The organism is Bifidobacterium hominis (assembly GCF_040095915.1).
Lineage (GTDB): Bacteria > Actinomycetota > Actinomycetes > Actinomycetales > Bifidobacteriaceae > Bifidobacterium > Bifidobacterium hominis.
Window position 1 is genome coordinate 69,317 of record NZ_JBBMFR010000007.1, and the last position, 22,711, is coordinate 92,027.

The window sequence follows — 22,711 nt, forward strand, 5'->3', positions numbered from 1 at the left end:
GCGCTATGGGCGCGGCCTGGTCATGGAACGTTCCGGAACCGGTTTGATGGTGACGACGGTGTCGGCGGGAATGTTGACACGTTGCTCCGGACGCGAACCGTTGGCTGCCGCATCGCGCGTCATTTCCAGTGTCTGCCCGTCCCAAGAACGCACGTGACCGACATAATCGCGGAATTTCATGCGCTGGTCCTTTGGATCAACACCTTCGCATGTGCGCACCACAATGCGCGCGCCTGCTGGAATTTCGTTTGGAATCGGCATAATCTCCCCTTCGAATAGACGATTATCGACGGATTCGCTAAGCGAACGCTACTGGATAGCATAGTTGGTCTCCTTTCAAGTTGTGTCGGGATTGCGGTTTCTATCGGAGAATGGACACATAATGGAGAGAAATTCATGGATTCGGGCTTGCTGTTGAGCTCGGGAAAGGCTGATCGGCATGCTGTTCGATGAGAGTGTAGAGGCATTCGATACATATCTGAAAGCTAACCGTGGATTGAGTGAAAACACGCGGAAGGCATACCGAGGTGATGTCGAAGAATGTCTGCTTGCCTTGGAACGGCTTGGATGCAGGGATCTTAACGAGGTGACCATCGAAGATCTTCGCATGTGGATGGCAGAATCATCGAAAAACCATGCGAGAAGCAGCATGGCCCGAAAAACCGTGGCGGTACGTGGTTTTTTCGCGTGGACGCATGAGCATGGCGTGACGATGTCGGATCCGGCTTGTGTGCTCATGACCCCGAAGATACCCGATACGTTGCCGGAGGTGCTCAGCGAATCACAGGCCGAACAACTGATGGAACGCGTGGATGAGGAGGGTGAAACGTCTCATTCGAAGGAGCGGACCATGAAGCAGCAGGCCATTGAGCTGCGTGACGCAGCAATGCTGGAACTGCTGTATGCGACGGGCATGCGTGTGGCTGAACTGGTGGGACTCGATGTGCCGGATGTGGTCTTTTCCAATCGAACGGTCAAAGTGACCGGCAAAGGCAACAAACAACGAGTCATGCCATTTGGTGCTCCGGCGCAAAAAGCGATATGTCGTTGGCTGGATGATGGGCGTCCCCTGTTGGTGGGGGAGCAGTCCGCGGCAGCGCTGTTTCTTGGAATGCAAGGCAAACGCATTGATCAGCGGATGGTACGTCGTGTGGTGCACGCATGCGCGCGTGATGCCGGCGTTCCCGACATTAGCCCTCATGCTCTGCGGCACAGTGCCGCCACGCATATGCTTGACGGGGGAGCGGATTTGCGTGAGGTGCAGGAGCTCTTGGGACATTCCTCGCTGAAGACCACGCAACGGTACACGCATGTCTCCATTGAACAGCTGAAAACCCGATACGGTCAGGCTTTTCCCCGTGCGTAGACGCGGTCCATGGATATTTCGTTACATTCCTGTAACAGAAATTGGTGTTTCTTCTTGATTTAGGGTGTATTTACTAGGTGGAGCTGGTACGGGGAAACGATACCGACCGGTAATCAAAATAATGAAGGGAAACATAATGAATGTGAGGAAAAGCAAGGTGTTTGCCGTTGCGGCGGCGGCCTGTGTGCTTGGCATGGCGCTGGGCGGCTGTGGATCTTCCACATCTGGGGACGCGGCTAAAGGGTCGAATGTCATTACGGCATTTGACTCCGAACCGCAGAATAGCTTGATTCCGGGCAACACCAATGAAACCGGCGGTGGTCGTCCTATCGATCTGATGTTCGCCGGATTGGTGTCTTTCGATAAGGATGGCAAGGCCAAGAATGAAGTGGCCGACTCCATTACTGCCAATGATGACGCCACCCAGTACGACATCAAGCTCAAGGATGGTTGGAAGTTCACTGACGGCACCGATGTGACCGCCGAGTCCTTCACCAAGGCTTGGAGCTATACGGCCAATGCGAAGAACGCGCAGCTGTGCTCCTCCTTCTTCTCCAGCATCAAGGGCTATGACGCGCTGCAGAACACCGACAACCTCAAGGGTGACGAGCAGCTTGAAGGTCTGAAGATCGTCAACGATCACGAGTTCACCGTCGACCTGAGCCAGCCGGATTCCGCGTTCTCCATCAAGCTGGGTTACTCGGGATTCTATCCGCTGCCAGAATCCTTCTACAAGGATCCGAAGGCCTTCGGAGAGTCGCCGGTTTCCGATGGCCCGTACAAGTTCAGTTCCTGGGATCATGACAAGGAAATCAAGCTGGTCAAGAATCCCGACTACAAGGGCAATCGCAAGGTGAATAACGACGGTGTGACGTTCAAGATCTACACGGACGCCAACGCGGCCTATGCCGATGTTCAGGCCGGCAACCTTGATGTGATGGATACCGTGCCGTCCGCCGACAGCAAGACCTTCGAATCCGATTCCTCCGTGGTGCCATACAACAAGGCCGGTTCCGTGATTCAGACGTTCACCATTCCGTCGGATCTTGAACATTGGAAGACATCCACTGAAGAAGGCCAGTTGCGTCGACAGGCATTGTCCATGTCCATCGACCGTCAGGCCATCTGTGACAAGGTGCTGAATGGTTTGGGAACTCCGGCAGTCGAATTCACGTCTCCGAAGACTCCGGGCTACTCCGATTCGCTCAAGGGCAACGAGAATCTGAAGTACAACAAAAAGAAGGCCAAGGAACTCTGGGAGAAGGCCAACGCCATCAGCCCGTGGACTTCCGACGACAAGCTTACGTTCTCCTATAACGCAGACGGCGGGGCCAAGCCGATTTTTGAAGCCGTGGTGAATTCCGTGAAGAACACGCTTGGTATCGACGTGACCACCAACCCGGTGCCGACCTTCCAGGAATTCCGAAACGACGTTACCGACCGTAAGATGACCGGCGCGTTCCGTACCGGCTGGCAGCCGGATTATCCTTCTCCTGAAAACTACCTGTACCAGCTGTATTCCTCCTCCGCTGCCGATGGCAATGGTTCCAACGATGGCGATTACAAGAATTCGGCGTTCGACGATCTGTGCTCCAAGGCCGCTGCCGCTCAGACCACCGACGAGGCCAACAAGCTGTACCAGCAGGCTCAGGAGATTCTGTTGAACGACCTCCCGGCCGTTCCGCTGTATTACTCCAATGCCAATGGCGTTGCAGCATCCGGCGTGAAGAACTTCGTCATGAACTGGCAGAATGTTCCGATGTATAACGAGATTTCGAAGAGCTGACTTATTCCTCGGATACATTGTTCGATATGACGGCGGAAAACGTATGTTTTCCGCCGTCATATCGTTAAGGAACGGTATGCGTTTTTTGGTTTCACGGGAAGGTTGTCCGTCAATTGAGCAAGAATAGTGCACTATCGCCAAATAGAGATGCGTCGGTGAGTAGGTCGGCTCGTTTCCATTTGCGGGAGGACAATCCCGATGTGATATCGAATAGGAGAATGATTATATGAAGAAGAAAGCATTGGCTTTCGCTGCCGCGGCATGCGCTTTTGGTATGCTGCTGAGCGGCTGTGGCTCTTCCAACGGCAGCGATACCGCCGCTGAAGGTGCCAACATCATCACCGCATACAATTCCGAACCGCAGCACCCGCTCATTCCGGGCAACACTAACGAGACCGGTGGTGGCAAACCGGTTGATCTGCTGTTCTCCCGCCTGATTTCCTTCGACGCCCAGGGCAATGCTTCCAACGAAGTGGCTGAGTCCATTGAGGCTAACGATGACGCCACCCAGTACGACATCAAGCTCAAGGATGGTTGGAAGTTCACTGACGGCACCGATGTGACCGCCGAGTCCTTCACCAAGGCTTGGAGCTACGTGGCCAACGCCAAGAATGGCATGGTCGGCTCCTCCTTCTTCTCCACCATCAAGGGCTATGACGCACTGCAGAACACCGACAACCTCAAGGGTGACGAGCAGCTTGAAGGTCTGAAGATCGTCAACGATCACGAGTTCACCGTCGACCTGAACCAGTCCGATTCCGTGTTCGCCATCAAGGTGGGCTATTCCGCATTCGCTCCGCTGCCGGAATCCTTCTACAAGGACACGGATGCCTTCGGTGAGGCTCCGGTCGGCAATGGTCCGTACAAGTTCCAGTCCTGGGATCACGACAACGAGATCGTGCTCGTGAAGAACCCTGACTACAAGGGCAACCGCACCCCGAAGAACGACGGCGTGACCTTCAAGGTTTACACCAAGGATGACGCCGCCTACGCCGACATCCAGTCCGGTGCCCTCGACGTGATGGAGTCCGTGCCGGCCTCCGCCACCAAGACCTTCGAAACCGATGAGACCGTACAGGCCTACAACAAGGCCGGTTCCGTCATCCAGCAGTTCACCATTCCGTCCAGCCTGAAGCACTTCGAGGCTGGTACCGAGGAAGGCACCCTGCGTCGTCAGGCCATCTCCATGGCCATCAACCGCGAGAACATCTGCGACAAGGTGCTCAACGGCACCGGTACTCCGGCCGTCGACTTCACCTCTCCTCTGACCCCGGGCTATTCCGACTCTCTCAAGGGTAGCGAGAATCTGAAGTACAACGAGAAGAAGGCCAAGGAACTCTGGGAGAAGGCCAACGCCATCAGCCCGTGGACTTCCGACGACAAGCTTACCTTCGCCTACAACGCTGACGGTGGCCACGAGACCACCTACACCGCTGTGGTGAACTCCATCAACAACACGCTTGGTTCCGAAGTGGCTGCCACCAACCCGTACCCGACCTTCAACGATTACCGTACCGCCGTGTCCGATCGCAAGGTGCAGGGCGCATTCCGTAGCGGCTGGCAGCCTGATTATCCGTCCGCCGAAAACTATCTGGTGGCCAACTTCGCTTCCTCCGCTGCTGATGGCAATGGTTCCAACGATGGCGATTACAAGAGTTCGGCGTTCGACGATCTGTGCTCCAAGGCCGCTGCCGCTCAGACCACCGACGAGGCCAACAAGCTGTACCAGCAGGCTCAGGAGATTCTGTTGAACGATCTCCCGGCCGTTCCGCTGTACTACGCCAACGCCTACGGTGTGGCTGCTACCGGCGTTTCCGGTTTCGAAATGAACTGGCAGAACCTGCCGGTCTACGAGAACATGACCAAGTCCGGCAAGTGAGCCGATCTTCGTGAGTGAATCTCGCTGAGCCAATTGAAGGAAGGGACGGATCATATCCGTTCCTTCCTTTCCATGTAATACGCACCGTTTTTTAGGGTGAGATCAGTGTGGCCAAGAGGCGTCAGGGATAGATGCCGGCAACCAATGCATTTTTCCCAGCTGATTCCCATGAAACTGCAATATAAAGCAGTTTGTTGTGTGTTGCCACAAAACTTGCGGGGTAAATCGTTAACCTTCCCCGATGATTATGAGTAATAATCTGAAAAGGTTGACAATGAATAAGCAATAAAAGGAGAAACCAATGGGCAGATATCTTCTGCGACGCATTCTGCAGATGATCCCTGTGGTTCTCGGCACGACGCTTTTGGTGTACGCCCTGGTGTTCGCATTGCCGGGCGACCCGGTTAAGGCGATGTTTGGCGATAAGCCGGTCAATGAGGCCGTCGCTGCGCAGATTCGTGCCGAATACAATCTGGATAAACCGTTCATCGTACAGTATTTGCTGTTCCTGAAAAATGCGCTGACTCTTGATTTTGGCAAGACCTTCTCCGGCCAGCTGGTCATCGACCAGATCGGACGTGCATTCCCGGTCACTATCAAGCTCGCACTGATGGCTTTCGTGTTCGAAGCCGTATTCGGCGTGATTTTCGGCGCGATTTCCGGTCTGAACAAGGGCAAGTGGTGCGATACCGTGATCCTGATCATCTCTCTGCTGCTCATCTCCGTCCCGACCTTTGTCACGGGCTTCCTTGCCCAGTATTTCCTAGGCGTGAAGTTGCGTCTGCTTCCAGTTACGGCCGGCGCCAATCCAGGATTCATCGATCTACTGATGCCGGCAATAGTGCTTGGATCTGTGTCTATGGCATATATCATCAGATTGAGTCGTTCGGAGATTTCCTCCAATATCGCGCTTGACTATGTGCGCACCGCACGCGCCAAAGGCATGAGCAATAGGTCGGTCATGAATCGTCACGTTTTGCGTAACTCCATGATTCCTGTCGTCACTTACCTTGGTCAGGATCTTGGCGCACTGATGGGCGGTGCCATGATTTCCGAAACCATCTTCAATGTGCACGGCATTGGTTACCTGACTTATCAGAGCATCCTCAAGGGCGAAGGCAACCTGGTGGTGTCCATTGTGACTCTGCTTATGTTGATTTTCGCAGTGTGCAACCTGCTGGTCGATATGCTCTATGCGGCGCTTGATCCGCGAATCCGCTACGCGTGAGTTGGGAGGATTGAACAATGACTGATATGAACGAAACGAATCTTTCCCACGCACTTCCGGGACAGGAACGATATGTTGCTCCTCTTGAGGAGACGCCGCTTAAGGACGTTGACTCGGTCGACGAGTCCGTACCGGCTTCAAGCCTTTGGGCTGACGCATGGCGTACCCTGCGCAAGAACCCGATGTTCATCATCTCCGCTGTGCTTATTGTGTTCATTATCTTCGTGGCGCTGTTCCCAGGAGTGATGACCAAGCAGAATCCGAATTACTGCACGCTTGAGAACTCCTTGGAATCGGCTTCGAAGGGACATCCTTTCGGATTCGATCTGCAAGGATGCGACGTGTACTCTCGCGTGGTGTATGGTACTCGTACCTCGCTGAGCGTCGGCGTGTTCGCTACGGTGCTGGTGGTGCTGTTGGGCACGCTGATCGGTGCATTGAGCGGCTTCTTCGGAGGCTGGGTTGACGGCATTCTCAGCCGTTTGACCGATATTTTCCTGGCTTTGCCGATTTTGCTTGGTGCCATCGTGGTGCTGCAGATGTTCAAGACCAACGGTTCCATTTGGAAGATTATTCTGGTCATGACGTTGTTCGGCTGGACATCTGTTGCGCGAATTGCGCGAGGCGCTGTTATGGAAGCCAAGAATCTGGAGTTCAATACGGCTTCCACCGCACTTGGCTCAACGCCATGGCGTAACCTGTTCCGCCACATTCTGCCGAATTCCTTGGCACCGATCATTGTGGTGGGCACAACGTCTCTGGCTACTTACATCGTGTTGGAAGCAACGTTGAGCTTCCTTGGTCTGGGTCTGCCGACCACTACCGTCAGCTGGGGTGGCGACATCTCCAACGCGCAGTCCATTCTGCGTACAGATCCGATGGTGCTGTTCTACCCGTCCGCGGCGCTTGCCATCACTGTGCTTGCCTTCATCATGATGGGCGACGCTGTGAAGGATGCGCTTGATCCGAAGAGCCGTGCGTGAGTGTAAGTGAGGGATATTCGATGACTGAAATGAATACCGAAAACAAGCTCGAGGCCATGCAACGCGCCAACGGTCCGCTGCTGGAAGTCAAGAACCTCCAGGTCGACTTCACCACTGATGATGGCCGGCCGATACATGCGGTGCGCAACTCCTCTTTCAGCGTATACCCGGGTCAGTGGGTGGCTATCGTTGGTGAGTCCGGCTCCGGCAAGTCCACGTCCGCTATGGCAGTGCTTGGTCTGCTTCCAGGCACAGGCCATGTGGTCGGAGGATCCATCAAGCTTGATGGCGAGGAAATCTCCGGTTACAAGCAGAGGGATTTCGACAAGTTGCGCGGCAACAAGATGGGTCTTGTCCCGCAGGATCCGATGAGCAACCTGAATCCGGTGTGGCGTATCGGCACCCAGGTGAAGGAGGCGCTGGTCGCCAACAATATGGATATCGCCCATGAGAAGCGTTCCTCGCTGTCGAAGGCTCTCGCCGATGCTGATGTCGAGCTTAAAAACAACGACGATGAGACTTTCCTTGGCTCCAAGGATCTTCCGGAGCTGTTGTCCGCGGCGAAGGAAGCGCTGTCCAAGATCGGCAAGACCGGCGACGACTTCGACAAGACCGTGGCATACTTCGAGTCGGAGTGGGTCCCGGGATCTGAAACGCGTTGGCGCGTGGCCGACGACCTGATCAAGGCCGGCGTGGCCGAGGATGACGCTTGGTACATCGCCAAGAAGTATGTAATCGGCTCTACCATGGACGACCGCATCGCAGGTCTTCTTTCTGAGGCAGGTCTGCCGGATGCCGCCACTCGTGCACGCCAGTATCCGCACGAGTTTTCCGGTGGTATGCGCCAGCGTGCGCTCATCGCCATCGGCTTGGCATGCCGTCCGGAACTGCTGATCGCCGACGAGCCGACCTCCGCGCTTGATGTGACCGTGCAGAAGAAGATCCTTGATCACCTGCAGATGCTCACCGATTCGTTGGGAACCGCAGTGCTGTTCATCACCCATGACTTGGGCTTGGCGGCTGAGCGTGCGCAGCACATCGTGGTCATGTACAAGGGACAGGTCGTTGAGTCCGGCCCATCTCTGGAAGTACTGCAGCATCCGCAGCATCCGTACACCAAACGACTGGTGTCGGCAGCGCCGTCGTTGGCCTCGCAGCGCATCATCTCCGTCAAGGAGCATGGTGGCGATGCCAGCCGTGTGATGGAACACAAGGTGAATGAGGATTCTCTGAAGACCGGCGAATCCATCATCACGGTGAATCATCTGACGCGCGAGTTCAAGCTGCCGCGCAAGAAGGAGATGTTCAAGGCCGTTGACGATGTGAGCTTCTCCGTCAAAAAGGGTACCACGCTGGCGATTGTGGGCGAATCCGGTTCCGGCAAGTCCACGGTGGCCAACATGGTGCTGAAGCTGCTTGAACCGACCTCAGGCACCGTCACCTATGAAGGCAAGGACATTTCCGGCTTCCAAGGCAAGGAATTGCTTGACTTCCGCCGTCACGTGCAGCCGGTGTTCCAGAATCCGTATGGTTCGCTTGACCCGATGTACTCCATTTACCGTTCCATCGAAGAACCACTGCGCATCCACGGCATTGGAGACAAGAAAAGTCGTGCTGCCCGTGTGCGTGAGTTGCTCGATATGGTGGAACTGCCGGGGTCTGTGCGTTTCCGCTACCCGAACGAGCTTTCCGGTGGTCAGCGACAGCGCATCGCCATCGCACGAGCCATGGCTCTCGATCCGGACGTGATCGTCTGCGACGAGGCCGTATCCGCTTTGGACGTGCTGGTACAGGACCAGGTGTTGCGATTGCTCAATGACCTGCAGACGGAAAAGGGACTGAGCTACCTGTTCATCACCCACGATTTGGCGGTTGTGCGCCAGATTGCCGATGAGGTCGTAGTGATGCAGCACGGCAAGCTTGTGGAGCACGCCACCACTGACGAGGTCTTCGAGCATCCGCAGAAGCAGTACACTCGTGATCTGCTTGACGCCATCCCCGGCGGCAAGCTGCAGCTCGGTCTTGACTGATCCGACCGATATGTCTCAAAATAAAGCCTTCGGCATTGCCGGAGGCTTTTCTTGTATTCCGGCTACTCTAGGACGCTATGACGATCACTATCACAACCTCTAATGTGAATGGAATCCGCGCGGCGAAACGCAAAGGCATCGAGGAATGGGCGGGTCGCAACACTCCCGACGTATGGTGCATGCAGGAAGTACGTGCTCCGCAAAACGAAATCGATCCCATCTTTGACGAATTCGGTTTTGAATATTCGACTGCAGGCCGTATCGCTGATCAAAGTGAATTGCATCGCATGAACGAGATCTGCCGCATCAAAGGGCGTGCCGGTGTCGGTCTACTGTCGGCATTGCCTGTTGCCGAACGGCGGTATGGCTTGCCGGGACTTGATGAGGATGTTGATTCTGGACGCTGGATCGAAGCGGACGTGCAAACTCCGCAAGGCTATGTCGTTACCGTGGTTTGCGTGTATGTGCATGCGGGAAATACCGATGATCCGGAAAAAATGAAGCAGAAATACCGTTTCCTCGACACCATGCTGGTACGTATGGAGCAATTGCGCGATGAAGCTGCACATGGTGGGAAACAAGCGGTGCTGTGCGGTGATTTCAATATCGCGCACACGCCGCTCGACATCAAAAACGCCAAAGCCAACGAAACGCATGCCGGATTTCTCCCCGAAGAGCGCGCATATGTCGACAAATGGCTGGGAGAACTGGAATTTGTGGATGTGATGCGTGATCTCGCCGGAGACATTCAGGGACCGTACACATGGTGGAGTCAGCGAGGTCGTGCATTCGACAACAATGTCGGCTGGAGAATCGACTACCAGTTCGCAACACCGGAACTTGCGGAAACGGCCTGCGGATTCATGATCGATAAGGCTCCGACCTACGACCTGCGCTGGTCCGATCATGCGCCGCTCAGCATTATGTATGACATTTAAGCCACTGTTTACCGTGCACAGACTGGGAATTGGAATATCACACCCCGATTCCCAGCCCATATTAAGCATGGGTGCTAGGCTAGTCACGGTTGCAAACGTTATGAAATGAGGAACATCATGGGATTGTTTGGATTCGGTAAGAAGAAGCGTCAGAGCGAGGAAGCTCTTGAAGCGTCCGCCGAAGAAAACGAAGAGGCTGTCGACGCAGCTGAAAATGTTGACGAAGCTCAGGAGGGCGTGGCGCTTCCGAAGCCTTCCGCTGAATACGAGGGTCGCGGTGACAAGCATGGTCCGTGGGACGTGGAAGATGAGAACGTTCCTGATTACGACGAGTACCTCGATATGGGATCATATTATCTGCCGTTCCTGAAGGGCATTGAATTGCGCGTGAAAGCCAACCGTGCCACTCAGCAGGTTCTTGGCACCACCATCACCTATGGTTCCTCCAGCGTGGAGATTGAAGCGTTCGCGGCTCCGAAGACGCTCGGATTGTGGGATGACGTTCGCGCCGACCTGATTGAAGCCAACAAGGACGCGAAAGAAGTCGAAGGTGTGTTCGGCACCGAACTGGCATTGCCGGTCACCGTCAAGGGTGGGCGCAAGGTGCTTACCCGCATCGTAGGCGTCGACGGTCCGCGTTGGATGCTGCGTGGCATCTTCTCCGGCAAGGCCGCCACCGATCCTGAGGGTGAGGAAGCAAAGGCGTTGAACCAGTTCTTCGCCGATATTGTGGTGGAGCGAGGCGATGATCCGTTGGCGCCGCGCGACCTGATTCCCATGCATCCGCCGGTCGCTCCGGCCGAACGCAAGGCCGCGAAGGCCGCTGCGGAAGAGGCTGAGCAGAAGACCGAGATTCCAGGCAAGCCGAAGGGTCCATTCGACTCCGACCAGCAGGTTGAGGTCAAGACCACGCTGTCTCGTGGACCGATGTTCTCCGAAGTGCGCTGAGCCGCTCGAACCGATAACTAATACGTATGGCTGAAACCGAAGCAAAAAAACGAACCGGTCTTGGTGCGCTTGCCGATGCCGGTAATACTGACGATTTTTCCGTGATCGACGCCATTGGCGGTCCGAGAGGCGTTATCGAATCAATGCTGCCGGGCGTCGTGTTCGTGGTGTTGTTCGTCATCACGTCCAATTTGCAACTGACCATCGGCGTGTCCGCAGTGTTGGCCGTGCTGCAGGTGATCGTGCGCCTGTGCCAACGACAGTCCGTCATGGGAGCGGTATCAGGCTTGCTGGCAGTAGGTATCTGCCTGATTTGGGCATGGAACAGTCACGAGGCACGTAACTATTACATGTTCGGATTCCTGACCAACGCCTTTTACGTTATTCTGCTGACGATTTCACTGCTGGCCCGAGTGCCTGGCTTAGGATTGGTCATCGAGTTCATCAGAACGTTACCGACCGAACATTTTCGTGCCTGGCTTGCCGATTGGCGAGGTGACAAGGCGCTCAATCGCGCCTATACCATCATCACCGCGATGTGGATCGGGGTGTTCGCGCTGCGTCTGATCGTGCAGGTGCCGCTCTATTTCGGCAATCACGTCGGCTGGCTGGGAACGGCGCGTCTGCTGATGGGCATTCCGTTCTGGGCGCTCGCGATCTGGGTCTCGTATCTGATCGTGGCGACGCCAATGCACCGGCATAAGATGGTGCAGGAAGCTTCCGAGGACGATGCTGAGGCAGCACAAACCACCGAAATGAGGGAAGAACACTGATGGAAACAACCATCCGCATTGAACGGTACGCCGACCAAGGCCGTTGTGTCGGTCATATTGACGGACGTGTTGTGTTCGTGCGATTCGCATTGCCCGGAGAACTGGTCCGTGTCGCATTGGACGAGCCACATGATCGTGAGGATCGCTTCTGGACGGGCGAAGTGGTGGAAGTGCTCGAGGCGAGCGAAGACCGTACTGATCCAATATGGTCATTGGCAGGCCCCCTTGCCATGGGCGGTGGCGTCGGCGGCGCCGATCTGGTGCATGTGTCGCTTGCCGGGCAACTCAAGTGGAAAGCCGCGTCGGTTGCGGAACAGATGGCAAGACTCGGCCACGTTGATACGGAAGTGCCCATTGAGCGTATGCCGGAAGACGATGCGGAGCAAGGTCTGCATTGGCGTACTCGCATCGAGATGATCGCTGATGCAGATGGCCGTCCGTCGATGCGCCGTCGGGGCACGCATGTGCGCGTTCCGATTGATACCATGCCGTTGGCCAGCCGTAGGTTGCTGGAAGTGGCCGAGCGTGAGCATGTATGGGAGGGTGGCTTCGAGCCGGGTTCCCAGATTCGTCTATCCGTTCCGGAACCTCGCGATAATGCGCCGATTCCAGACAATTACGCCGTGCTTGTGAACGGTGAGGTGGTTGCTGGAAGCCGTGAGCTTACGGAAAAGGTGACTGTTGCCGGCCGTGCATTCGAATACAACGTGGATGCAGGCGGTTTCTGGCAGATGCATAGGCATGCGCCGATCGCTTTGACCAACCATGTGATTGATTTGGTACGCGGCGAGCTCGACGGCGCCAAATCCGCATGCCTGTGGGATTTGTATTCCGGTTCAGGTCTGTTCACGCTGCCGTTGGCTACGCTGACGGCGGAGCGCACTCGCATGTTGAGCGTCGAAGGCGGCAAAACCGCGGTAAGGAACGCGCAGCGTAATTTGAGGCACATTCATCTGGGCAACGTCGATGCACGTGTGGGCGATGTGGCGAAAACACTTGCCAACGTGCGCAATGATCTCGCCAAACCCGATGTGGTGGTGCTTGATCCGCCGCGTGCCGGCGCTCGTGCGAAAGTGTGCAGGCAGATTGCCGAAGCCGAAGCGAAAAGCGTGGTCTATATCGCATGCGATCCGGCAAGCCTCGCCAGAGATACTGCCACACTCGTGTCGCTGGGCTACGAATTGGCGGATATCCGCGCATTCGACATTTACCCCATGACCCATCATGTTGAGACTGTGGCGCTGTTCAGAAAGCACGAGCAGTGAGCATGCCGTTATTCGCACGTTGTGCGTTTTATGGAATGACCGCGATTGCGTTGCCTTGCGCGTCGCTATCTGGTTGCGTGCCGTCGAATGCCGCGGTGGGGGATACGCAATCTCCCGGTACCGCGGTGGCGCACTCCATGGAGGATCGTGACAGCCTGTCCATCGCCATGATTGGATCGGATGATGTCACTGCCGATTCCATGGCAATGGATGCCATGAAAGCCGGTAAGCTCAAGCCGGTGTACATTACCGTCTCAGGCACTGTGGACGCGCAATCCACCGCGCAGCAAGGCGTGCGTGACATGGCGCAACGCAAGGCCGACCTCATTGTCATCGCAGGAATCGACGTGGACAAAACCAATGCCGAAAATTGGAATGATGCTTTGGAAACCGCAAGAAAAGCGGGCGTTCCAGTGGCGCTTCTCGATCCTATCGCTGTGCCGGAAGACAACAGACTCTATGCGGCAACCATGACCATCAACGACCGCATGACCGACGCGACGCCGCTCGACGATGCGGTCGTGGCCGTAGCCAACAACGATCCCCACGACCGTGAGATGCTGGTGACTACAATCGACCACTGACATGGCTTTGTGCCTTGCCTACGTGAGATGGGTGCCAAATCAGTGCTCGGCGAGTACCCTGAAAATTCCCTGATTTTTACCTGTGTTTCACAAGAAGTTGACCAGAAAACGGGACTGTGACGGTAGTCTGGCAATTATGAGCGAAAGTCGAACAATGCCTCCCATCGAAGAGACGGGGCTAACACAAGGCGAAGTGATCACCCTCAAAAAAAGCGGACTGGATAACACAGTCAAAGCATCGACTTCGCGTTCTCTTGTCGACATCGTGCGAGCCAACGTGTTCACCCTGTTCAACGGCATCATTTTCGCCGCCATGGTCATGGTACTGATCACCGGTTCGTGGAAAGACGCGGTGTTCGGTCTGATCATCATCATCAATACCGGCATCGGCATCTGCACCGAACTGAAAGCCAAACGTACGCTTGACAAACTATCGATTCTGGTGGCCTCCGATTACCTTGTGCATCGCGACGGCAAAGACGTTGAAGTACCACACAACGATATCGTGCTCGGTGATCTCATGTGGATCCGCTCCGGCGAACAGGTACCCGCGGACGCACAGATCGTGCACACTTGGGGACTGGAACTGGACGAATCCATGCTCACCGGCGAATCACGGACCGTACGCAAAGGCGAAGGCTGCGACATTTTCTCCGGATCCACCGCCATCTCCGGCATGGCATTGGTGAAAGTCACCGCCACCGGGGAACACAGCTACGCAGCCAAACTTACCGCACAGGCAAAGGTCTACAAGAAAACCGTATCCGACCTAAACAAGGGCATCAATACGATTCTGAAATTCATGACCTTCCTGGTGGTGCCGCTCTGCGTGCTGCTCATCTGGTCGCAGGTACGCACTGTTGGCGGCTGGAATGCGGCCATCTCAACCGGTGAATGGCGTTCCGCAGTTATTTCCGCAGTGGCCGGTGTGGTCGGTATGATCCCTGAAGGCCTGGTGCTGCTCACCTCGCTGAATTTCGCGCTCGCAGCCATTCGTTTGGCACGTAAGAACACGCTGGTGCAGGAGCTGGAATCCGTGGAGACTCTCGCTCGTGTGGATTGCCTGAACCTTGACAAAACCGGTACTGTCACCGACGGCACCATCCGACTTGATTCTGTGGAATTGCTGGATATTCGAAGCTCCGGCACTATGTGCGGCAACGTGAATGAGCATGACGTCAAACAGGCTCTATTCGACCTATCGAACGAAGGACAGCCCAACGGTACAGGACAGGCGATTCTGTCTGGACTATGGGAACAGGGATTTGCGGATGGCACTGTCGAGGCACGAGTACCGTTCTCGTCGGCACGCAAGTGGAGTTCGATCTATGACGGCAATGCAGTATGGACGATGGGTGCGCCGGAAGTCATTCTTTCCCAAATCAACGGCGACCATGCCGACATACTCAGGCAAGTCAATGATTTCGCCAACGACGGCAACCGTGTGCTTCTGGTCGCGCGAATCGACGGTGCGGCACCCGACGATTACGAAACCGATCCAAAACTCAATCCGGCATCGTGCCCTGTCGCATTGGTGTGCTGTTCCGAACATATTCGTGCCGACGCCGAAGAAACGCTTGCATGGTTCCGTGAACAAGGCGTGCGTTGCCGCATTATCTCCGGCGACAATCCTGTAACCGTCGGCGCGATCGCAAGAAAAGTGCATCTGACCGGCGAACATGAACCACGATTCATGGACGCGCGTGAGTTGCCTGCCGACATTACGGAACTGGCGCAAGTACTGGAAAACGTGGATGTGCTTGGGCGTGTGCTGCCCGATCAGAAAAAGGCGATCGTGGAGGCGTTGCATGCGGGTGAGCATGTGGTGGCGATGACCGGCGACGGCGTGAACGACGCGCTCGCCATCAAAGAGGCCGATCTGGGTATTGCGATGGGCAATGCTGCGCCCGCCACCAAGGCCGTGGCACAGGTGGTGCTTGTCGATTCGAAGTTCTCACATCTGCCCGATGTGGTGGCGCGAGGGCGTCAGGTTATGGCCAATATGGAACGTGTGGCAAGCCTATTCCTCGTGAAAACCGTGTATTCCGCACTGATTTCGTTGGGTGTGGTGTTGACGCAGATGCCATTCCCGTATCTGCCTCGCCACATCACATATGTGGGTGGATTGACGATTGGCATGCCGGCATTCATTCTTGCGTTGGCTCCGAACACGCGTCGTTATATTCCAGGATTCCTGAAACGCGTGCTGCATTTTGCCGTGCCCTGCGGTGTGGCGGTCGGATTGTCGATTTTGTCCACGTCGTGGCTGCTGCCGATATTCATGAAATGGAATGTGCAGGATTCGGGTGCGCAGTTGGCGATGCTGCGTGGCGTCAACGCGATTATTCTGCTCATGATGGGAGTGTTCGTGCTTGCGCGGGTGGCAAAGCCGCTGCATTCGTGGCGTGGCATATTGGTATTGGCCTTTGCCGCAATTGGATTCGGGGGCGTGCTCGTAAAACCGGTGGCGAATTTCTTCGCGCTGGTGGTGCCGACCGGGCAGATGCTGGCTGCGACGACGGTGGCAATGGTGCTTTCGGCGCTCGTGTTCTTGGTGTGTTTGCGTTTGGTGCCGAAAATTCTGAGTATTGTCCCATACTTTAAGAAGACACGCCAGAGCTGAATTAACTTGACTGTATCGTAGGCAACGAATAATCAGCTGTGTTATACAGCCAAGAAGCTCGGAGGTAGCATGTCTGTGCGCGACGACCAGCTCGACACCTTGAAGGTGGACGGCAAGGATTATGAATATTACCGCATCGCAGATCTGCCGGGCATCGATCATCTGCCGTATTCGTTGAAGGTTCTCGCCGAGAACCTGGTACGTAACATCGATGGCGCCAACATCACGGATGATCATGTCAAGGCACTGTTGGATTGGAATCCGGCTGCACAGCCGAGCCATGAGATCCAGTTCACCCCGTCCCGTGTGGTCATGCAGGACTTCACTGGCGTGCCCTGCATCGTGGATCTCGCCACCATGCGTGACGCGGTCAAGGATCTTGGGGGAGACCCGGAGGTCATCAACCCGCAGGTACAGTCCGACATGGTCATCGATCATTCCGTACAGATCGACAAGTACGGTATCGCCGACGCGGTCGAACAGAACATGGACATCGAATACCAGCGCAACGGCGAACGTTACCAGTTCCTGCGTTGGGGTCAGCAGGCATTCAAGAACTTCCGCGTGGTACCGCCGGGAACGGGCATCATCCACCAGGTCAATATCGAATATCTCGCCAAGGTCATCATGACCAAGGTTGAAGAAAACAGCGGCAAGACTCTTGCCTATCTTGATTCCTGCGTGGGTACCGACTCGCACACCACCACCGTCAATGGTTTGGGCGTACTTGGCTGGGGCGTTGGCGGCATTGAGGCCGAAGCGGCCATGCTTGGCCAGCCGATTTCCATGCTGGTGCCGCGTGTCGTTGGTTTCAAGCTGACCGGTTCCATTCCTGAAGGCGTCACCGCCACTGATGTGGTATTGACCATCACCGACATGCTTCGTCAGCATGGTGTAGTCGGCAAATTCGTGGAGTTCTATGGCGAGGGCATCGCCTCCGTTCCGCTGGCCAACCGTGCCACCATCGGCAATATGGGTCCGGAATTTGGTTCGACTTGCGGCATTTTCCCAATCGACGGCGTCACGCTTGACTATCTGCGTTTGACCGGTCGTTCCGAAGAACAGATCGCGTTGGTCGAAGCGTATGCCAAGGCGAACAAGCTGTGGGGCGACACCACTGATCCGAACTACGTCGAACCGCAGTATTCCGAATATCTGGAACTCGACCTCGGTACTGTCGTGCCGTCGATCGCGGGACCGAAGCGCCCGCAGGATCGCATCAAACTGTCTGAATCCAAAGCGAAATTCGACGAAACATTGCCCGCGTACGAAACGGACAAGACCGTGCAGGAGCCGGTTGCCGTTTCCACCGACTTCCGTGGCGACTTCGACATCACCAACGGTGATGTGGCGATTGCTTCCATCACCTCGTGCACGAATACGTCCAATCCGTCCGTGATGATCGCAGCCGGTCTGATTGCACGCAACGCGCATGCCAAGGGTTTGAAGCCCAAGCCGTGGGTCAAGACCTCGCTCGCACCGGGCTCTCAGGTTGTGGCCGACTATCTTAAGGCGGCTGGCTTGCAAGACGATCTCGATGCGCTCGGCTACCAGCTGGTCGGTTTCGGCTGCGCCACCTGCATCGGCAACTCCGGCCCGCTGCTGCCGGAAATCTCCGAGGCCATCAACGCCAACGATCTGACCGTCACTTCCGTGTTGTCGGGCAACCGCAACTTCGAAGGCCGCATCAGCCCGGATGTCAAGATGAACTACTTGGCATCCCCGCCGCTCGTCATCGCCTATGCGCTCGCAGGCACCATGGATTTCGATTTTGAAATCCAGCCGCTTGGCAAGGATTCCGATGGCAACGACGTGTATCTGAAGGATATCTGGCCGACCAATAGTGAGGTCGCCGCCGTGGTGGATGGTACCGTCAGCCGTGAGATGTTCCTGAAGGATTACGCTTCCGTGTTCGAGGGCGACCGTCGTTGGAAAGGACTTGACGTTCCGGAAGGCGAACTGTTCGCATGGAATGAGGATTCCACTTATGTGCGTAAGCAGACGTTCTTCGATGGCATGAAGGCTACTCCTGATCCGGTTGAGGATATTCATGGTGCGCGTGTGCTTGCTCTGCTTGGTGATTCCGTGACCACCGATCATATTTCTCCGGCTGGCGCATTCAAGGCTTCCAGTCCTGCTGGCAAGTACCTGACCGACCGTGGCGTCGAACCGAAGAACTTCAACTCCTATGGTTCCCGTCGAGGCAATCATGAGGTCATGGTGCGTGGCACGTTCGGCAATATCCGACTGCGCAACCAGCTGCTCGCGTCCGTGGGGGAAGAGGTCACTCCTGGCGGCTTTACGTATGATTTCCTTGACCAGAAGCCGACCACGATCTTCGAAGCATCCCGTGACTACATCGAACATGATGTACCGTTGGTGGTGCTCGCAGGCAAGGAATACGGTACCGGCTCATCCCGTGATTGGGCCGCCAAGGGAACCGTCATGTTGGGTGTCAAAGCCGTCATCACCGAAAGCTTCGAACGTATCCACCGTTCGAACCTGATCGGCATGGGCGTGCTGCCGTTGCAGTTCCCCGCAGGCGAATCCTATGAGAGCCTTGGTCTTGATGGCACTGAAACATACGATATTTCTGGTGTTGAAGAGCTTAACGATGGCGTCACCCCGAAGACGGTTCATGTCACTGCCACCCATGGTGACGGTTCCACGACTGAATTCGACGCGGTCGTGCGTATCGACACTCCTGGCGAGGCCGACTACTACCGCAACGGAGGCATCCTCCAGTACGTGCTGCGCAATCTCATGAAATAAATAATCACATGATTGAGATCGGCAAGTGACAAAGCCCGTGTCGCACTGCGCAATGCAGTATGACACGGGCTTTGTTGATGTCGGATTGTTCATGCGTTTGATACTGCGGCGGAATCGGTTTGTCGCGTCACATTGTTGACCCAACGATACTTCCGATAATGCAGCAAAGCGGGAATCATCTTGAGGCATTCATCGGTATTCAGCAAAGCATAGACCGCCAATACCGGCAGTTTCCATACGAAAGCCGCCAACAGGCCAATCGGCACGACAATCAGCCACATAACAATCGTGTCGCAGACAAGCCCAAACCGGGAATCGCCACCGGCAGGGAAAATACCGGCGATGGTCAGATTCGTCATACATCCGCATGCAGCATAATAGGCGCAGATGAACAGCATAACCGACAGATAATGTGTGGCCTGCGGCGTCAATCCTGCCCACTGCAACGCCAAAGGACGCACTGCGATAATCAACAGGCCGGTTCCGATGCCGACTATCGCCACCAACACGCAAAGCCTGTTACCCATAATCTTCGCCTGCTCGAAGGCGTTGCGGCCGAGCAGATTGCCAACGAGAATGCCACCGGCGTTGCCAAGGCCAAGACTTAAACAGACCAGCAGATCCTTGACGATATTCGCAATGGAATTGGCCGCCACCGCATCAGTGCCAAGATGGCCCATAATCACGGTGTACATGGTGAAACCGCAACCCCAGACCAGCTCATTGCCGAGTACGGGAAGACTATACTTCCAAAAATCCTTCTGCAATGCCACATCCGGATGCAGCATCATCGACACTCGCAGGCGTGGACGACCATTGCGGCTGACCGCAAGCACGGACCATACCAGTTCAATGGCACGGGAAAACACTGTGGAAATCGCAGCGCCGAAAATACCCAATGCAGGCAAACCGAACCAGCCGTAAATCAGCACCGCATTCAATGCGACATGTACGACCACGCCAACCGTGCTTATCGTCATTCCGGTGACCGCCGCACCCACATTCTTCATCAGACACAAATACATCTGCGACAAACCGATGAACAGGTACGAAACCGACGAAACCCGCAAATACTGTGAGCCGATAGCAATCAGCGTTATGTCGTTCGTCATAATCGACATCAACGTTTCCGGAATGAGTAGCGTCAATGCGAAAAACACCAGCGACAATCCGCCGGCATACAGCATGATGAACGCCAATACACGTTCGACGGCATTCGTGTTGCCCGCACCCCAATACTGGGCCACCAGAATACTCATGCCAAGCGTGAGCGCGGCAAGACACAAACTGAAAATGAACTGGAACTGTGTGGCAAGAGACACTGCCGACAGCTCATTTTGACCAACGTTCGTCAGCATAAGAGTGTCGGCGCACGATGACAGCGCCAGCATTAGTTGTTGAAACGCGATGGGCAGGGCGAGCGTCAACGTCTGTCGAAGAAACTCGCGCCAAGTGATGGAAGATTGCATGATGATGTGAGAATGGTTGGTGCGTGTAGGAAATGTACGAGAAATACATTGATGGGGTGTGGTCGATGATAGCCAATGCCCGCACCCGAGTGAAATTGCGGTGCGTGAACTAACGATTTACTGAATCGAACCCTTCCAAGCGCGATATTCCGCTGCCTTGCCTTCCCAATATTCGCGGTCGGCATCGGTGATCTCACGGATCACGTGACATGGATTGCCGACTGCCACCGAATGCGAAGGAATATCCTTGACCACTACCGATCCCGCGCCGATCACCACATCGTCACCGATGGTAATGCCGGGGCCGACCACCACATTGCCGCCGAACCAGACATCATTGCCGATGGTGATCGGGCGTGCACCTTCCGGCCCAGAGGAACGTACGGCCGCATCAATCGGATGATACGGCGTGTACAGGCCCACGCGAGGTCCGAAAAAAACGCGGTCGCCGATGGTGATGCGTGCCACATCAAGGAAAATGCAATCCATATTGGCATAGAAATTCTTGCCGATGAACGTGTTGCATCCATAATCGCAATTGAACGGTGGCTCTACGAATCCGCCTTCTCCAAAGGCACCGAACAATTCGTGAAACAGCTCGTCACGTTCCTTGAACGCGTCGTACTTGGATGTGTTGATGGCCTGCACCAAGCGACGTTTGCGCATATTCGCGTCATGCTGTTGTGGACTATCGGCCACATACAGTTCACCGGAGAGCATGCGCTCCCACTCATCTGCCGCTGGCTGCTTTGCAGTATCTGCCATGGTAATGCTCCTGTGTTATGAGTCGTGCGATAGCATGCCGCACGCCCCTTCTGGTCAATAATGGTCTTACGCATATCATTCAATGGCATGATTGCCCGGCAACACAGTATCTGCCTGTATTATCGTTCCCAGAATTTGCATTATTTACCGAAATGGTGGAATACAGTGGTGAATGATATGGCATGCGATATGACCGTGACGCAAGCAGAAAGCGCGGCAACAGGCGGTTTGAACGTTTCTTGTGTATGCATGCCGATCACTGGATGGGGACGTTTGCCCAATGGTGCGGAAATGGTGCAATACGACGCTCCGATGTTCTTCTCATTCACCGAGCATTCGTTATTGAGCCAATATCCGAACATGCGTGCGGAATGCCATTGGCATATCGATTTCGAATTCACTTACATTATGCGCGGCCATATGTGGTATTTCGTGAATGGCGAAACAATCCGCCTCGATGAGGGGCAAGGCATATTCGTTAACTCGCGACAACTGCATTACGGTTTCACCAAAGACAATGCGGAATGTGAATTCTCATGCACATTGCTCAATCCCACGCGAATGGGCGCGCCCAATGCGGTATACGAACGATTCATAGCGCCGATTCTGGCGGATTCATCAATGCCATATATCGTGTTCGATACCGACAGCGAATATGGTAATGCGTTGGTTGACGGCATCAGACGAATCCATCGCGCGAAATTCGGCTGTTCGACATGCAACGAACATCCGGCGTTGTCTGGTCCGGTTTCTTCTGAATTCGTTTCATCCGAACCGGTTGACATGCTGTATAGAAAGCTGTGGTCCGATAGTGAATCGTTGACTGTACTGAGTTGTTTCTATGCCATGGTACGAGCATTGACGGCGTTTGCGGAGGAACGAGAAGGGGATGGTTCTCGTGTTGGTGGCGTTGATGAGGCGAAAATTGCCGCGCTGCGCAGCATGATTGATTATGTGCAACAGCATTATCATCAACGGGTTACGTTGGCGCAGATTGCTGCTGCGGGGTGTGTGGGACGCACGCAATGCGCGGTGTTGTTTCACGACATGGTTGGGCAGTCGCCGATTGAGTTTGTGAATGATGTGCGCGTTCGCGCTGGCGCTGAATTGCTGGCGACCACGCAATTGCCGGTTGCGGAGATTGCGGTGCGGGTGGGATTCTCACGTTCGTCGTTTTTTGCGCGAGTGTTTCAACGATATATGCATGTTACGCCATCGGCCTACCGCAGAAGCATGCGCAGATAAACGCGTTTTGCGGTAGGCCGACGGGGTGCGTGATCAGCGCAATGCTGAAGACATATG

At 55.3% G+C, this 22,711-nt stretch carries 17 protein-coding genes; 14 read left to right on the plus strand and 3 right to left on the minus strand.

The genetic code is table 11. The features are described from left to right. Window positions 1-3: 3 nt before the first annotated feature. Window positions 4-261, minus strand: coding sequence for a DUF6725 family protein (locus WMO36_RS06260; RefSeq protein WP_302146613.1), 258 nt, complete (start codon window positions 259-261; stop codon window positions 4-6). 178 nt (window positions 262-439) lie between these two features. On the opposite strand from WMO36_RS06260, the gene WMO36_RS06265 reads away from it, so the two are divergent. The 13 genes from WMO36_RS06265 (at window position 440) to acnA (ending at window position 19,175) form a co-directional block, all read left to right on the plus strand. After that, complete coding sequence (locus WMO36_RS06265) at window positions 440-1,366, plus strand: tyrosine recombinase XerC (RefSeq protein ID WP_250779311.1); 927 nt, start codon at window positions 440-442, stop codon at window positions 1,364-1,366. 136 nt (window positions 1,367-1,502) lie between these two features. Beyond that, window positions 1,503-3,152 carry a peptide ABC transporter substrate-binding protein gene (locus tag WMO36_RS06270; protein WP_099571295.1) on the plus strand — a complete coding sequence of 550 codons (1,650 nt, stop codon included), beginning with the start codon at window positions 1,503-1,505 and terminating at the stop codon, window positions 3,150-3,152. Window positions 3,153-3,378: 226 nt separating this feature from the next. Further along, the gene (locus tag WMO36_RS06275; protein ID WP_099571294.1) at window positions 3,379-5,031 is read left to right on the plus strand and encodes a peptide ABC transporter substrate-binding protein; all 1,653 of its coding nucleotides are present in this window, start codon (window positions 3,379-3,381) and stop codon (window positions 5,029-5,031) included. 301 nt (window positions 5,032-5,332) lie between these two features. Beyond that, a complete protein-coding gene (locus WMO36_RS06280; protein WP_099571293.1) occupies window positions 5,333-6,259 on the plus strand; it encodes an ABC transporter permease in 927 nt (308 codons plus the stop codon). A gap of 17 nt (window positions 6,260-6,276) precedes the next feature. Continuing rightward, window positions 6,277-7,242 (plus strand): ABC transporter permease, encoded by a 966-nt coding sequence (locus WMO36_RS06285; protein WP_099571292.1) that lies wholly within the window; start codon window positions 6,277-6,279, stop codon window positions 7,240-7,242. A 20-nt stretch (window positions 7,243-7,262) separates the two neighbouring features. After that, window positions 7,263-9,272 carry a dipeptide ABC transporter ATP-binding protein gene (locus tag WMO36_RS06290; protein WP_099571291.1) on the plus strand — a complete coding sequence of 670 codons (2,010 nt, stop codon included), beginning with the start codon at window positions 7,263-7,265 and terminating at the stop codon, window positions 9,270-9,272. Between the two features lie 77 nt (window positions 9,273-9,349). After that, window positions 9,350-10,210, plus strand: coding sequence for an exodeoxyribonuclease III (locus WMO36_RS06295; RefSeq protein WP_250779308.1), 861 nt, complete (start codon window positions 9,350-9,352; stop codon window positions 10,208-10,210). A gap of 117 nt (window positions 10,211-10,327) precedes the next feature. Further along, on the plus strand, window positions 10,328-11,158 hold the full coding sequence (locus WMO36_RS06300) for a DUF3710 domain-containing protein (RefSeq protein ID WP_180753393.1): 831 nt from the start codon (window positions 10,328-10,330) through the stop codon (window positions 11,156-11,158). Window positions 11,159-11,184: 26 nt separating this feature from the next. Next, window positions 11,185-11,931, plus strand: a complete 747-nt coding sequence (locus WMO36_RS06305) for a DUF3159 domain-containing protein (RefSeq protein ID WP_099571288.1) — start codon at window positions 11,185-11,187, stop codon at window positions 11,929-11,931. Next, on the plus strand, window positions 11,931-13,196 hold the full coding sequence (locus tag WMO36_RS06310) for a class I SAM-dependent RNA methyltransferase (protein WP_316103354.1): 1,266 nt from the start codon (window positions 11,931-11,933) through the stop codon (window positions 13,194-13,196). The genes WMO36_RS06305 and WMO36_RS06310 overlap by 1 nt, the downstream gene beginning before the upstream one ends. A 2-nt stretch (window positions 13,197-13,198) precedes the next feature. Beyond that, complete coding sequence (locus WMO36_RS06315; RefSeq protein ID WP_316103356.1) at window positions 13,199-13,780, plus strand: sugar ABC transporter substrate-binding protein; 582 nt, start codon at window positions 13,199-13,201, stop codon at window positions 13,778-13,780. A 136-nt stretch (window positions 13,781-13,916) separates the two neighbouring features. Beyond that, complete coding sequence (locus WMO36_RS06320) at window positions 13,917-16,403, plus strand: HAD-IC family P-type ATPase (RefSeq protein WP_250779304.1); 2,487 nt, start codon at window positions 13,917-13,919, stop codon at window positions 16,401-16,403. A gap of 69 nt (window positions 16,404-16,472) precedes the next feature. Beyond that, window positions 16,473-19,175 carry an aconitate hydratase AcnA gene (gene acnA, locus WMO36_RS06325; protein ID WP_349077162.1) on the plus strand — a complete coding sequence of 901 codons (2,703 nt, stop codon included), beginning with the start codon at window positions 16,473-16,475 and terminating at the stop codon, window positions 19,173-19,175. An 89-nt stretch (window positions 19,176-19,264) separates the two neighbouring features. Here acnA and WMO36_RS06330 read toward each other — a convergent pair whose 3' ends face one another. Together WMO36_RS06330 and WMO36_RS06335 are read right to left on the minus strand one after the other, a co-directional pair. Then, the gene (locus tag WMO36_RS06330; RefSeq protein WP_349077163.1) at window positions 19,265-20,644 is read right to left on the minus strand and encodes an MATE family efflux transporter; all 1,380 of its coding nucleotides are present in this window, start codon (window positions 20,642-20,644) and stop codon (window positions 19,265-19,267) included. A gap of 117 nt (window positions 20,645-20,761) precedes the next feature. After that, entirely contained in the window at window positions 20,762-21,409 is a 648-nt protein-coding gene (locus WMO36_RS06335; protein WP_099571282.1) for a sugar O-acetyltransferase, read from the minus strand. A gap of 189 nt (window positions 21,410-21,598) precedes the next feature. Between WMO36_RS06335 and WMO36_RS06340 the strand changes: the two genes are divergently transcribed. Next, window positions 21,599-22,654, plus strand: a complete 1,056-nt coding sequence (locus WMO36_RS06340) for an AraC family transcriptional regulator (protein WP_300760890.1) — start codon at window positions 21,599-21,601, stop codon at window positions 22,652-22,654. Window positions 22,655-22,711 lie beyond the last annotated feature (57 nt).

Excerpts from the sequence above, each read along its gene's own strand:
- WMO36_RS06260 (WP_302146613.1), bottom strand. The coding sequence starts at position 261 with ATGCCGATTCCAAACGAAATTCCAGCAGGCGCGCGCATTGTGGTGCGC.
- WMO36_RS06265 (WP_250779311.1), top strand. The coding sequence starts at position 440 with ATGCTGTTCGATGAGAGTGTAGAGGCATTCGATACATATCTGAAAGCT.
- WMO36_RS06270 (WP_099571295.1), top strand. The coding sequence starts at position 1,503 with ATGAATGTGAGGAAAAGCAAGGTGTTTGCCGTTGCGGCGGCGGCCTGT.
- WMO36_RS06275 (WP_099571294.1), top strand. The coding sequence starts at position 3,379 with ATGAAGAAGAAAGCATTGGCTTTCGCTGCCGCGGCATGCGCTTTTGGT.
- WMO36_RS06280 (WP_099571293.1), top strand. The coding sequence starts at position 5,333 with ATGGGCAGATATCTTCTGCGACGCATTCTGCAGATGATCCCTGTGGTT.
- WMO36_RS06285 (WP_099571292.1), top strand. The coding sequence starts at position 6,277 with ATGACTGATATGAACGAAACGAATCTTTCCCACGCACTTCCGGGACAG.
- WMO36_RS06290 (WP_099571291.1), top strand. The coding sequence starts at position 7,263 with ATGACTGAAATGAATACCGAAAACAAGCTCGAGGCCATGCAACGCGCC.
- WMO36_RS06295 (WP_250779308.1), top strand. The coding sequence starts at position 9,350 with ATGACGATCACTATCACAACCTCTAATGTGAATGGAATCCGCGCGGCG.
- WMO36_RS06300 (WP_180753393.1), top strand. The coding sequence starts at position 10,328 with ATGGGATTGTTTGGATTCGGTAAGAAGAAGCGTCAGAGCGAGGAAGCT.
- WMO36_RS06305 (WP_099571288.1), top strand. The coding sequence starts at position 11,185 with ATGGCTGAAACCGAAGCAAAAAAACGAACCGGTCTTGGTGCGCTTGCC.
- WMO36_RS06310 (WP_316103354.1), top strand. The coding sequence starts at position 11,931 with ATGGAAACAACCATCCGCATTGAACGGTACGCCGACCAAGGCCGTTGT.
- WMO36_RS06315 (WP_316103356.1), top strand. The coding sequence starts at position 13,199 with ATGCCGTTATTCGCACGTTGTGCGTTTTATGGAATGACCGCGATTGCG.
- WMO36_RS06320 (WP_250779304.1), top strand. The coding sequence starts at position 13,917 with ATGAGCGAAAGTCGAACAATGCCTCCCATCGAAGAGACGGGGCTAACA.
- acnA (WP_349077162.1), top strand. The coding sequence starts at position 16,473 with ATGTCTGTGCGCGACGACCAGCTCGACACCTTGAAGGTGGACGGCAAG.
- WMO36_RS06330 (WP_349077163.1), bottom strand. The coding sequence starts at position 20,644 with ATGCAATCTTCCATCACTTGGCGCGAGTTTCTTCGACAGACGTTGACG.
- WMO36_RS06335 (WP_099571282.1), bottom strand. The coding sequence starts at position 21,409 with ATGGCAGATACTGCAAAGCAGCCAGCGGCAGATGAGTGGGAGCGCATG.
- WMO36_RS06340 (WP_300760890.1), top strand. The coding sequence starts at position 21,599 with ATGACCGTGACGCAAGCAGAAAGCGCGGCAACAGGCGGTTTGAACGTT.